This window comes from Bacillus sp. NTK034, from assembly GCF_017303275.1.
Taxonomy (GTDB): domain Bacteria; phylum Bacillota; class Bacilli; order Bacillales; family Cytobacillaceae; genus Cytobacillus.
Map to the genome: position 1 here is coordinate 68,292 of NZ_JAFKOJ010000008.1, position 12,832 is coordinate 81,123.

The window sequence follows — 12,832 nt, forward strand, 5'->3', positions numbered from 1 at the left end:
GGAGATAGTACATTGGAATATATCAGAATTACGAGTATTCATGATCCGCTCTTTGTTAAAATGCATGAGTTAATGAAAGAAGTCTTTCCTCCTGAAGAAGTACTTGAGTTTGAACTATGGAAGGAACCTCTTGAAGATTCGGGAATTCGTGTGTTTGCGGCTGTTCATGAAGGTGATGTGGTTGGTGCTACCGAATATCGCTACTATCCGGAATGGAATATTGCCATGACTGATTTTACCATCATTGGCCGTCAGGGACTAAGCATTGGCCGTTTCCTTGCAGGAAATCGATCCAAGGATCTGACGGAACTTGCCCGCCAAAACGGTAAAGAGCTATTTGGCATGTTTGCAGAAATTTATGATCCTTATGGGATTGAAGACCATGAATTTGGCGGTGCCAAGCCAATGAACCCATTCGTCCGCCGTGAGGTTTTGTCTCATATGGGCTATCAAAAGCTTGATTTTCCTTATCTTCATCCTTCCTGGAAAAATGATGGGGAAGCAGTTAAAGGACTTGATTTTTGCTTCATGCCAGCTGATGAAGAAATCACAGAAATTCATGCTGAATTAGTCATTAATTTCTTAACAGAATATTATTCTGTTTTATCTGCTAAACCGCAGGATTGGTATACAATGATAGAGCAGTTAAAAGAGAAGGAATATATTTCCCTATTGCCTTTATAATCTGCAAAAAGCCCTAATACTTAAGGGCTTTTTATTTTTATGTTTAGAGGGGAAACGAAAAAGGGAATGAATATAATAGTAATGTTCAACCGAAAAGAGGGATCTGTTCATGGCCGTAAAGAGATTAATAAAAGCGTTTATTGCAAAGAAAGGTGTTTCGCTTGTGAAAAAATATGTTGTCCCTGCTGTTAAAAGGAAGCTGAAAAACAGAAGATAAATTTAGGCATCTTCCATTGGAAGGTGCATTTTTTTGGGACAAAAGAAATGCGGAATAATCTGAAATTAAATAGTGTAAATCTCATATGCTAAACATTTTTATAGTTACATAGGATGAAGGAGGACATGTATTATTTTGTAGAAATTTTAGGAAATCTGGGTGATGTATAAAATTCTGAATTTTCTTTACTATAAAAATGCAGTATTTCGGGACACTTAAATCTTAGAGTGCCGACTACATACAGCATTATATTAAGGGGGAGTCCATTTGAAAAAGGAAATCTTAATTAAAACCGCATTAGCTGGAGCTCTTGTACTTTCTGCGGGTGGCACAACAGCACTTGCACATGATGAATTCAGTGGAGGTATTGAAAAAGGTGATAGTCTGGCCGGTGTTGAATTATCTGTACCATTACTTGAAGGCACTAAGAATACAGGTAATCTTCAAGAAGTTGCGGCTGTTCCGCTAAAAGAAGTTAAAGAGGGGGTACAAAATTCATCGGGTGACGTTTATGCGCATAAAGGGTTTGCCTATGTAGGCACACATACGAAAAATGGCGGAGAAGGCGGAGTGCGTGTATTTGATATGAAAGAGCCTTCAAATCCAGTAGAAGTGTCGTCATTTGCTCATATTCCAGGGACATGGCAGGAAAAAGTAATTGTAAAAACTGTTAATACGAAGCACTTTAAAGGTGATTTGGCTGCAGTCAGCGTTCAAAAGGTAGATCGAACCAACCCAAATGCAAAAGGAGGATTTGTATTATACGATGTAACAAACCCTCGGGAACCAAAGGAACTGGGATTTTGGGAAGATACATCGGGGGCACGGGGAACACATGAACTTTACCTAACCGTTCAAGGAAATAATGTTTATGTGCTGACTGCAAATTGCTATGCAGATCTGTATTCTCATGGTGAAAAAATGGATGTTAATATTGTAGACGTTACAAATCCCTCAACGCCTGAAACAATTTATGAATTTAATCCGCGCAATTATATACCTGAAGTGAACGATGATAATTATGATGGATATAATTGGACTGATGAGGGAGGAATTCAAAGGGCAGCGTTTGCTCATAGCGTCAAAACAGATGGAACTGGGAAAACAGCTTTCCTTTCGTACTGGGATTTAGGAACAATCATACTTGATATTAGCGATGCCAAAAATCCAATTTATCTGGGCAGGACGGATTTCGCCAATGATGTTCAGGGAGCAGCCCATTCGATGGATTTAGCTAAAGGAGGAAATGTCCTTATAGAGACAAGGGAGGTATTTGGTCCAACCAGAGAGGGCTTTGAGAGTGCCTATGGCTACACAATGATTTATGATATCAAAGATAAGACAGATCCAAAGCTTCTAAGCACTTTTAGAACCGACTTCACTGAGAAGATTCCTGGAGGAGCGACGGTCCATGATCCAAAGGTTCAGGGGAACACATTGTATCTCTCACATTATGCAGGGGGTGTAAGGACAGTTGATATTACAAACCCGTCGAATCCGGAAGAAATTGGTGTCTATATTCCAAGCAAATCTAACATTTGGGGTGTATTCGTAGATCGCAATTATGTACTTGCATCCGATATGGGTTCTGGATTGAAAGTTCTGCAGAAAAACGGCAGCCAATAATATTTAAAAAACAGGAGTCCCAAGAAGGCTCCTGTTTTTTGATATCTCCTAAAAAAAGGACGGTTATAATGTTAAACTTTTGACCTGTGAAACTACAGAGTTATCTTTGAGTTTTCTGCTTTCATTTTTCTCGGCCAAACAGTATAACTGAAGCTGATGGCAAAATCGATTGCAAGAGCCAATGTCCATATTCTTGCTAATCCTTTGAGACTCTCCGTTTGCTTGGGATTGCCAATAAAAAGGATCATAGCCATTAATAAAACTAAACCAATTATCCATGCGAGAAGATGCCTATACCATCCGTTTCTTTCTCTCCTTGCATGTTCTCTGCCGTGTTTTGCAGGCTTCTCGGGTTTTGGTCCATTTTCGAACTTATAGGCAAATCTTTCGTCTCCCCATTGAATCAGAAGATCCATAGGCGACGGTTACACAATATAAATTGCTGCAATGCCATGGAAAATGGTTGCCTTTGTTCCTCTGTGCAAATCAATGGTAGTTGCTGCAATTAGAATTAAATCAATTAGCGGAGTACAAAGCAAAAAGAAAGCCCCTAATGATTTTTTCTTTAATATATATCTTGCTGTTAAACCTGCGGCTGAATTTACAGCCGTTTTTTTGTGTCCAATAAAATCTATTTTTGTTAGAATGCCTGGAGTTATCTGCCAATATCTTTAACTAAACGTTTAACTTTTGCTTGCAAGGGTAGTGAAAACCTAAGAAACAGATTTATTGAAAGGATGATTGATTTGCCAGAATCTCTCAATATAAAGATAAATGGTATAGAAATCAAGGCAAAGCAGGATCAAACCGTTTTGCAATTATTAAACGATAGTTCGATTGAAATTCCTCAGGTTTGCTTCCATCCGAGCCTTGGAGCAATAGAAACCTGTGATACCTGTATTGTTTCTGTCAATGGAGAACTCGTCCGTTCGTGCTCCACAAAAATGAAAGATGGAGACGTAATTGATACTGTGGATCCAGATGTAAAACAGGCGCAGACCATTGCCATGGATAAGATACTCTTTAATCATGAATTGTATTGTACGGTTTGTGATTATAACAACGGGGGATGTGAAATACATAATACGGTTAAGTCGATGAAAATCAATCATCAAAGCATCCCGTTTGATCAAAAGCCTTATGATAAGGATGAATCTCATCCATTTTACAGATACGATCCCGATCAGTGCATACTTTGCGGAAGATGTGTGGAAGCATGTCAGGACGTCCAGGTTACTGAAACCCTTACTATTGATTGGGAGCGGGATAGACCAAGGGTTATCTGGGATAATGATGTGCCAATTAACGAGTCCTCCTGCGTTTCCTGTGGACACTGCTCTACGGTTTGTCCATGTAATGCCATGATGGAAAAGGGAATGGAGGGGGAAGCAGGATTTCTGACTGGCATTGCTAAAAACACCCTTCGTCCAATGATTGAAATCACTAAAAATGTTGAAACGGGATATGGATCCATCCTGGCTATATCTGATATGGAAGCGGCAATGCGGGAAGAGAAAATTAAAAAGACCAAAACAGTCTGCACCTATTGCGGTGTCGGCTGCAGCTTTGATGTATGGACAAAGGGCCGAGAAATACTGAAGGTGGAGCCTCAGGCAGAAGCACCTGCCAACGGAATCTCTACATGTGTTAAAGGGAAATTTGGCTGGGACTTTGTGAATAGTGAGGAACGATTAACGAAGCCGCTAATCAGGGAAGGTGATTCATTCCGTGAAGCAGAATGGGAAGAAGCATTGGAAATGATTACACGAAAATTCTCAGAAATTAAGGAACAGCATGGCCCAGATGCATTGAGCTTTATTACCTCATCTAAATGTACCAATGAGGAATCATATTTAATGCAGAAACTTGGCAGGGCAGTCATAGGGACAAATAATATCGATAACTGTTCAAGATATTGCCAGACCCCTGCAACTGTAGGGTTATTCCGAACTGTGGGATATGGAGGGGATGCTGGTTCAATCGAAGATATTAAAAACTCTGAATTAGTGCTGATTATTGGTTCAAATACGTCTGAATCCCATCCTGTGCTTTCTACCAGGGTGAAGCGATCCCAGAAACTAAACGGCCAAAAAGTAATTGTAGCTGACTTAAGGGAACATGAAATGGCAGAGCGGTCTGATCTGTTTGTGCGTCCTCGTGCGGGTACGGATATGGTATGGCTTTCTGCCATTACCAAATATATTATCGACCAGGGTTGGGCGGATGAGAAGTTTCTGAAGGAAAAAGTAAATGGCCTTGAAGAATTTGTATCAAACCTGGAGAAATATACGCTTGAATTTGCAGAAGAAACAACCGGGATCTCCAAAGGCAATTTAATCAAAATGGCAGAAATGATTCATGAAGCCAATAGTGTTTCTGCATTATGGGCAATGGGTGTCACACAGCATCTTGGAGGCAGTGATACAAGTACAGCTATTTCAAATCTGCTTCTTGTAACAGGCAATTACGCTAAACCTGGCGCAGGTGCCTATCCTTTAAGGGGCCACAACAATGTGCAGGGGGCAGGTGATTTTGGAAGCAGCCCAGATAATTTGCCTGGTTATCAAAAGGTTTCAGACCCTGATGTGAGAAGGAAATTTGAAAATGCTTGGGGAGCAAAGCTTCCGGAAAAGGCAGGATTGAATAATCACGAAATGGTAGAAGGAATTCATGAAGGCAAGCTGAAAGCAATGTATCTGAAGGGTGAAGATATGGGGCTTGTGGATTCAAATATCAATTATGTGCAGGCTGCTTTTGAAAAGCTTGATTTCTTTGTGGTGCAGGACATTTTCCTTTCCCGTACAGCTGAGTTTGCCGATGTAGTGCTTCCTGCAAGTCCAAGTTTGGAAAAGGAAGGAACGTTTACAAACACAGAGAGGAGAATTCAGCGTCTTTACCAGGCGTTCGAGCCGCTTGGGGATTCGAAGCCGGATTGGCAGATTATCATTGAAGTGGCTAATCGGCTGGGAGCGGGCTGGACATATACGCACCCAAGTGAAGTAATGGAAGAAGCAGCTGGACTTATGCCACTATACGCAGGAGTTACTTATGATAGATTGGAAGGATACAATAGTCTGCAGTGGCCGGTGGCTGAGGATGGAACGGACAGTCCTCTCCTCTACACGGAAGGCTTTCCTTTCCCGGATGGCAAGGCAAGACTCTTTCCAGTAGATTGGACTCCTGCTCTTGAATATCCAATGGAATATGATATTCATGTCAATAATGGGCGTCTTCTGGAGCACTTCCATGAAGGCAATATGACCTACAAGTCAAAAGGAATCAGCTCGAAAACACCAGAAGTTTTCCTGGAGGTATCACCTGAACTAGCCGAAGAACGAGGGTTGAAAGACGGTACACTTGTTCGTTTGACATCGCCATATGGCAATGTGAAAGTAAAGTGCCATATAACGGATAGGGTTAAAGGGAAGGAAGTTTACCTTCCTATGAATGACAGAGGCGAAGCCGCCATAAATTTATTAACAAGCAGTTATGCCGACAAGGATACCGATACACCGGCATATAAGGAAACGAAAGTAAAGCTTGAAATCCTGAGTGAAGAAGGAAGCAATCCGCTTCCTAGAATTAATCACCGCTATGGCAATCCGCAGCCGCAAATTGGTGTAAATGTTGAAAAGAAATGGGCAAGAAAAGATTATATCTTCCCTGGAGAAATGGTGAAAAAGGAGCGGAAGCAGCATGGCTAAAGCGATTAATAGCATCAAGCGTTTTGAGTTAACCCCCGAGGATAAACGAAAAAAAGACCTGGAAGAAGTGGAGAATGCCCTGATCGAAAATAAGGAACCTATTCTTGAGCTTCTTACAGCTGTCGGACATATGCATGATCGGGGAGTTCTCTCATTATTGAATGGACTATTTGGACAGGGAGATAAAGTATTAAATGTACTTGTTAAAGCAGTAGATAAACCGGAAGCTACCAATACAATCAAAAACCTGCTTTTAATGGTTGGAACTCTTGGTACCATAAATGTCCAGCAGCTTGAACCCTTGCTGTTAAAGTTAAACTCCGGAGTTGCAAGAGTTGCGGAATATAAAGATACAGATGAAAAAACAAGCTATCTTGATCTCGTAAAGGCATTAAAAGATCCGGAAGTCAATCGGGCAGTTACGCTTCTGATTACTTTCCTAAAAGGAATGGGAGAAGACACAAGTGACATGGAAAGAAACACCCAGCTTCCAGAAGACCAGAAAATGCACAAAATGGAGAAAAACGAAAGAGATGTCCCTCCAAACAAAAGAGAATGAAATAAAGCCAGTGACCGCCATTTCGGGTCACTGGTTTTTTATTGGAAATGATAAGTTTAGGCAAATAGCCTTGAATATTGTCAATATTCTCTTTAATATCAATTTTATAGCAAAATTTTTGTGGAAAAATGGAAAATCATGTACTAGAATGGCAATATAGGAAAGTTTATTAGTTTGCCACCCAATACATACATCATTTGCGAAGTATAAGAAAGAGGGTAATAAAGTGGGCATTATAAATGAAGATAGTTTCATTGAAACAGTCCACATGAAAGGCTTGCAAATCTCCCTGATTGCTTCGGGGGATGGGACAGAGGTTATTTATCATAAGCTGGAGCCTGGTACAATGTGGGGGATTGAACCCCAAGAAGGCTGGGAAGCACTAGAATATTTATGCGTTCTTTCTGGGGAATTAATTCTTAGAAATGGAAATGAAACCAAGAAAATAAAAACAGGGAATTCTTTTTTTAAGGCACCAGTAGAAGAACATTATGTTTTTGAAGCAGCAGCTACCACTGAATTTCTTTATGTAACATCAAGACCAGTTTTTTTTCATTATAGTAAGGTAACAAAGGAAATGATGGAGTTATCAATATCGATTGAAGAAAAAGATGGATATACCAGAGATCACTGTCAAAGAATTAATAAGCTTTCTATGCTGGTTGGTAAAACACTAGAGTTAGATTCTAAGCAACTAGTAAACTTGAATTTAGCCTCTTTTCTACATGATGTTGGGAAGTTGCGCATACCCTTGGAAATATTGCAAAAACCCAGTAAACTCACTCCAGAGGAATGGGAAATAATGAAGAAACATTCTGTTTTCGGAAGAGAAATATTAGAGGAAACAGGATTGCCGCTCTTGGTAGATGCAGGAAAAATAGTTGAGCAGCACCATGAAAGATTTGATGGAAAAGGTTATCCTCTGGGATTGATAGGCAGCGAGATTTCTATTGAAGCTTCGATCATTTCGATTATTGATTCTTATGATGCTATTACGACGGATAGAGTATACAAAAAGGGCAGGAGTAAGGAAGAAGCTAAACAAGAATTATTGAATTACCGTGGAACTATGTATCATCCTGAAATTCTGGATGTTTTCCTGGAGCTTATAGATCAAATTTAAATTTATGGGGGAAAAAATGAAAAAGATAGGGTTTATTTTAATGGCAGTAATCTTGACTGCCGTATTAGGTACTAAAACCGCGGAGGCTGCATATTTATCGGAGTATGATAAATATGTCGAAGTTTCCTATGAAGATGCAAGGAAAATTGCTGATTTGCTGGGATTGAAAGATGTTCCATTAGGAGAGGAAACTGCAAGGTTATCATTTGAAATGCAAGAGAAGTTAATTGCAAAAATTGAAGTGATACTTAAAACAGAGATTGACCATTATTATGTATGGTTAACAGTAGATGGACAGCCTGTATTAGGAATTGATCCTCCAGTTCCATTGTATAATTAAATTAATAATTGAATTCAGTGTGAAAAGCCGATCAGAACTTGATTGGCTTTTTTGTCTGAAAAAAATTTAAACCAAGGTGCGTATAAACACCTTGGTTGCTAGCTAATAATAAATAAGTTTAACTTTTTATTAATCTTCCGCCCTTGCAACGATCCTTTCAGGATGAGAATAAACATTAAAAGACTGACCGCGAATAAAGCCAACGGCTGTGATGTTAAGATCTTCTGCCAGCTTTATGGCCAGATCAGTCGGAGCTGATTTTGATAGGATGATGCCTACTCCGATCTTGGAGGCTTTAAGCAAAACTTCCGAAGATATTCTGCCGCTGAAAGCAATGACTTTATCCCTAACAGGAATCCTGTTCTCAATGCAGTACCCAAGAATTTTATCTAGAGCATTGTGACGGCCAATGTCTGTTCTGCTGACAATCATATTATTCGCAGAAAATAGGGCAGCATTATGTACTCCACCGGTTTCTTGAAAAGTCAGACTGCCATCCTGCAGCTGTTTCATAAATGAAATGCACTGGCTGGGAGACAAGGTCAGCTTAGATGTAGAAGTTCTGGCTGTCCTGGCATCATTGTGGAAGTAAAATTGCCTGCTCTTTCCGCAGCATGAACCAATAAACCGTTTGGAGTGAAACTCATGGCTTGCTGTAGTAGTTTGGGTATGTAATTCCACATACGCAAATCCTTTGCTTTCATCTATTTGAATATCCTTGATTTCTTCAATTCTCCTGATAAAGCCTTCAGAAGCTAAAAAGCCGATTGTTAATTCCCGAATATTCTCTGGGCTGCAGACCATTGTTGCGAACTCTTCCCCATTTAGATGAATTGTGAGAGGGTGTTCGGAAACAATTGAATCTTCTGCATCCTGCAGAACTCCATTCTGAAATCTGACAATTTTTCTGCTGCTTAGAATATCCATAATTCTTCCTCCTAGAACCTTTCAACTAACAAAATAGTAGCATATAATTTCAGTTTAACAAGAAATTAAAATTGTTTAGTTTGACAATTATTGTATTAATTGATTAACTTATTAAAGTGAAACCTGTATTGAACATGTATAAATGGAATTATACATGATAATAGGGTATATGAGGGTTGGATTATGAACAAGTATGAAGCTGAATTCAGTAATTTAGTGCGCTCCTTCCGAAAAAAACATATGGGCAAAGGACCTAGCAAAGTTAGGACAACTTTCTGCAAACATTGGGCTATATGTGAAATGGAAGGTAATTTATCTCCTGTGGAAAAATTCATAGCAAGTGCAGACGAGGGAAAGCAAATGCTTAGGGCTGCCAGAACAGAAATGGTCAAGGAGATGTATAAAAAGAACCGGCCGGCTGAAATGGAAGAATTTCTGCAGGCAAAACTAATTGACCTGTTTGTAGATATAGATATCGAACGGGATTTTGGAATGTCGGTATTTGTGTTCGATCAGGATATCCAAAGAAAGTTTATGGATTAAAAAGTATTCATGAAAGACTGAAATCCGGAAGTTATAATGCGGATTCCAGTCTTTTTTTATTTTTTGGAAAACAGTACACAACTGTCGTTGGATATCTTCTCTCAGTAAAATAGGGAATTATGTCATATAAGGATGGCGAAAAAAGGGGTTTAATGTCACGTTTGAAATATTTTTGTAATATTGCTATAACAAGTCTGTCAAATAAGGATGGTATAATCCTCCATGGAAAGACAAATTTACTAGAGTTTTTTATTGTAATCGCTTAAAAAATATACATAGATAAATAGTTTGATATTGATACGGCTAATAAATGGCCAATTACATATAAGAAAGCAGGGTAATGACTTTGAGAAAAAGGCTCCTCGTTTTAAATACAACTATTATCCTTGGGCTTGGAAGTGCTTTTTCAATCCCAGGTGTAAATGCTGAATCAATCCATAAACTGGAAAATCAAAAAAGCCAAATTCAGCAGCAGCGTTCCAGCTTGCAGGCCACATTGGCTGAAGCGGATAAGGAATTGGTAAGTGTACTTAAAGAAATCGCTGAGTTAAATACTAAAATTAGTAAAGTAGAAAAGGCGATTGAAGATAATAATAAATTAATAGCAGAAACGCAGACTAAAATTGCAAGCACTAAATCAGAAGTAGATCAATTGAAGGCAGAAATGGCTATCATTGAGGAAAGAATCGAAAAGAGAAGCGCTATCCTAAAGCAGCGTGCACAATCGTTTCAGGAAAGCGGCGGAACAGTGGCATATTTAGATGTTCTTCTTGGTGCTTCCAGTTTCAGTGACTTTGTTGACCGTGTCGGAGCAGTAACCACATTTGTTCAGGCAGACAAACAATTACTGGAAGAACAGGAACAGGATAAAAAGGCATTTGAAGAAAAGAAGGCTGCTGTGGAAAAAGAGTTAGCGGGATTAACCAGCATGATGACCGAATTAAAAGGCATGCAGTCCATCATGGAAGAGCAAAAGCAGCAAAATAGCTCATTAATCCAGCAGCTAAAAGAAAAAGAAAATTCAATTGCAGATAAGAAGGCAAAGCTGCAAAGTGAAGATGTTAAATATGCTTCTATGATTGCTCAAATCGAACAAAGCATTGCAGCGCAAACAGCACCAGCTGCACAGACAGCAGGTTCAGCTCCAGCAGGTTCAGCTTCTGCCCAAAAGCAATCTCCTGCTTCCCAAAAAGCAAAAGGGTCAGCAAGCTCAGCTCCAAAGCCAACTGTTAATGGCAGCAGTGCAATCAGCATTGTGACAACTGCAGGAAATAAATATATCGGTAATTCAGTTTATGTGTTTGGCGGCGGCAGAAATGCTTATGATATCGCCAATGGAAGATTCGATTGCTCAGGCTTTGTACACTGGGCATTCTCACAGGCTGGAATTAGTGTAGGAGCCAGCACAGATTCTCTTAAATTCGCTGGGCGCCAGGTTTCAGCAAGCCAGATGAGAGCGGGAGATCTTGTCTTCTTTGATACTTATAAAAGGGACGGCCATGTAGGCATTTATCTCGGCGGCGGTAAATTCATCGGTTCACAAAGCTCAACGGGTGTTGCGGTTGCAAACATGTCCAGCGGCTATTGGAAAACTAAGTTTAATGGCCGAGTTGTACGCGTTATAGAATAGAAAAATTGACCTGACTTTCATGTGAAAACGTGGAAGTCAGGTTTTTTTGCTGTTTTCACATAGATTGTTGTTTTACGTTGTAAATTTTGAAAGTTGATTTTCACTCCAGGTTCTTGCTTTCAGCGAAGAGGGAGATTGTAATAACTTCTTTATCAGATTCTATGATACTGTGCCTGCATGTACCTCAGGTTCGGACTTGTTTTCTCGGATTTCTTCTACATCTGTCCGAATGAGCAATGTATTCGGATTCAATTTCATGGATATTCTCTACATCTGTCCGAATGAGCGATGTATTCGGACTCAATTTCACGGATATCCTCTATACCTGTCCGAATGAGCAATGTATTCGGACTTGTTTTCTCGGATTTCCTCTACACCTGTCCGAATGTGCATCGTATTCGGACTCAATTTCATGGATATCCTCTACATCTGTCCGAATGAGCACTGAATTCGGACTCAATTTCATGGATATTCTCTACATCTGTCCGAATGAGCACTGAATTCGGACTCAATTTCACGGATATCCTCTACACCTGTCCGAATGAGGAATGTATTCGGACTCAACCTCCCGGATTTCTTCTACATCTGTCCGAATGAACCCTATGTTCGGATCCTGATAGGAATTTTTAATAAATTCTAAATATTTTATTGATTATTACAATTTGCCGTGATTTAATAGGAAGTAACATATAACATATCAGATATGTGACGTCTGCAAGAAAGGAGGCAAGAGGATTGAATGTAAAAAAGATTTCAACGCGAAAAATTTCTGAAATTGCTGCAGAGCAAATTGAAGATATGATTGTCAAAGGATCCTTTAAGCCGGGAGAAAAACTGCCATCAGTGAGAGAATTATGCGAACTGTTTGGTGTCGGCCGATCAGCTGTCAGGGACGCTCTAACCTCACTGCAAGGCAAAGGAATTGTGCATGTAAAACAGGGAGAAGGCACATACATATCCCAATTTGATTCATCAAAGCTTTTTAAAAGTCCTCATTTGCATCCTGGCATTAAAGACATCCACGAGTTATTCCAGGCAAGAAAAATGGTTGAAACAGGTCTCGCTGAAATGGCAGCCGCAAATCGGTCGGAAGCACAGTTGGCTAAGATGAATAAGCTGATTTCCGATGCAGCCATCCATGGATGGGAGGAAGATTATCAGTTTCATATGGCGATTGCCCATGCAGCAGGCAATGATATACTTATCCAATTTGTGCAATTTATATCTGAAACATTGAAAAAATCCATGATCGATTTCCATCAATATCTTCAAACACGGGATGATATCGCCAAAAAGATTGAAGAGCAGCATCTGGGTATCTATTTGTCTATTAAAAATAAGCAGCCGGATCAGGCACATAAGAATATGATTGAACATTTAGAGCTGGTTGAGAAGCTTTTACAAATAAGTATCCTGCAGGAACAATAACGTTTTTTTGAAATTTATTAGAAACATTGTTTGTTATTACGAAACAAGCGG

At 39.6% G+C, this 12,832-nt stretch carries 10 protein-coding genes and 1 pseudogene; 9 read left to right on the top strand and 2 right to left on the bottom strand.

What is annotated here, in order from left to right; all coding sequences use genetic code 11:
• Window positions 1-12: 12 nt before the first annotated feature.
• Both JI665_RS20590 and JI665_RS20595 read left to right on the top strand, forming a co-directional pair.
• Window positions 13-684, top strand: coding sequence for a GNAT family N-acetyltransferase (locus JI665_RS20590; RefSeq protein WP_206843369.1), 672 nt, complete (start codon window positions 13-15; stop codon window positions 682-684).
• A gap of 484 nt (window positions 685-1,168) precedes the next feature.
• Window positions 1,169-2,527: an LVIVD repeat-containing protein gene (locus JI665_RS20595; RefSeq protein WP_206843371.1), complete on the top strand. Its 1,359-nt coding sequence runs from the start codon at window positions 1,169-1,171 to the stop codon at window positions 2,525-2,527.
• Between the two features lie 92 nt (window positions 2,528-2,619).
• Here the strand turns inward: JI665_RS20595 and JI665_RS29275 are convergent.
• Window positions 2,620-3,174 (bottom strand): annotated as a pseudogene (locus JI665_RS29275) (hypothetical protein).
• Between the two features lie 90 nt (window positions 3,175-3,264).
• On the opposite strand from JI665_RS29275, the gene fdhF reads away from it, so the two are divergent.
• The 4 genes from fdhF to JI665_RS20620 all read left to right on the top strand — a co-directional run bounded on the left by fdhF (window position 3,265) and on the right by JI665_RS20620 (window position 8,253).
• Window positions 3,265-6,231, top strand: coding sequence for a formate dehydrogenase subunit alpha (gene fdhF / locus JI665_RS20605; RefSeq protein WP_206843373.1), 2,967 nt, complete (start codon window positions 3,265-3,267; stop codon window positions 6,229-6,231).
• Entirely contained in the window at window positions 6,224-6,790 is a 567-nt protein-coding gene (locus JI665_RS20610) for a DUF1641 domain-containing protein (RefSeq protein WP_206843375.1), read from the top strand. The genes fdhF and JI665_RS20610 overlap by 8 nt, the downstream gene beginning before the upstream one ends.
• A gap of 226 nt (window positions 6,791-7,016) precedes the next feature.
• Window positions 7,017-7,913, top strand: a complete 897-nt coding sequence (locus JI665_RS20615) for an HD domain-containing phosphohydrolase (protein ID WP_206843387.1) — start codon at window positions 7,017-7,019, stop codon at window positions 7,911-7,913.
• A gap of 16 nt (window positions 7,914-7,929) precedes the next feature.
• The gene (locus JI665_RS20620; protein ID WP_206843389.1) at window positions 7,930-8,253 is read left to right on the top strand and encodes an 8-amino-7-oxononanoate synthase; all 324 of its coding nucleotides are present in this window, start codon (window positions 7,930-7,932) and stop codon (window positions 8,251-8,253) included.
• 129 nt (window positions 8,254-8,382) lie between these two features.
• Here JI665_RS20620 and fdhD read toward each other — a convergent pair whose 3' ends face one another.
• Window positions 8,383-9,180, bottom strand: coding sequence for a formate dehydrogenase accessory sulfurtransferase FdhD (gene fdhD / locus JI665_RS20625; RefSeq protein ID WP_206843398.1), 798 nt, complete (start codon window positions 9,178-9,180; stop codon window positions 8,383-8,385).
• Window positions 9,181-9,363: 183 nt separating this feature from the next.
• Between fdhD and JI665_RS20630 the strand changes: the two genes are divergently transcribed.
• The 3 genes from JI665_RS20630 (at window position 9,364) to JI665_RS20640 (ending at window position 12,781) form a co-directional block, all read left to right on the top strand.
• Window positions 9,364-9,723: a DUF2294 domain-containing protein gene (locus tag JI665_RS20630; RefSeq protein ID WP_206843400.1), complete on the top strand. Its 360-nt coding sequence runs from the start codon at window positions 9,364-9,366 to the stop codon at window positions 9,721-9,723.
• A 340-nt stretch (window positions 9,724-10,063) separates the two neighbouring features.
• Complete coding sequence (locus JI665_RS20635) at window positions 10,064-11,353, top strand: coiled-coil domain-containing protein (protein WP_206843412.1); 1,290 nt, start codon at window positions 10,064-10,066, stop codon at window positions 11,351-11,353.
• A gap of 735 nt (window positions 11,354-12,088) precedes the next feature.
• Complete coding sequence (locus JI665_RS20640) at window positions 12,089-12,781, top strand: FadR/GntR family transcriptional regulator (RefSeq protein WP_206843424.1); 693 nt, start codon at window positions 12,089-12,091, stop codon at window positions 12,779-12,781.
• Window positions 12,782-12,832 lie beyond the last annotated feature (51 nt).

Coding starts and splice junctions, on each gene's coding strand:
- fdhF (WP_206843373.1), top strand. CDS start 3,265: ATGATTGATTTGCCAGAATCTCTCAATATAAAGATAAATGGTATAGAA.
- JI665_RS20610 (WP_206843375.1), top strand. CDS start 6,224: ATGGCTAAAGCGATTAATAGCATCAAGCGTTTTGAGTTAACCCCCGAG.
- JI665_RS20620 (WP_206843389.1), top strand. CDS start 7,930: ATGAAAAAGATAGGGTTTATTTTAATGGCAGTAATCTTGACTGCCGTA.
- fdhD (WP_206843398.1), bottom strand. CDS start 9,180: ATGGATATTCTAAGCAGCAGAAAAATTGTCAGATTTCAGAATGGAGTT.
- JI665_RS20630 (WP_206843400.1), top strand. CDS start 9,364: ATGAACAAGTATGAAGCTGAATTCAGTAATTTAGTGCGCTCCTTCCGA.
- JI665_RS20635 (WP_206843412.1), top strand. CDS start 10,064: ATGACTTTGAGAAAAAGGCTCCTCGTTTTAAATACAACTATTATCCTT.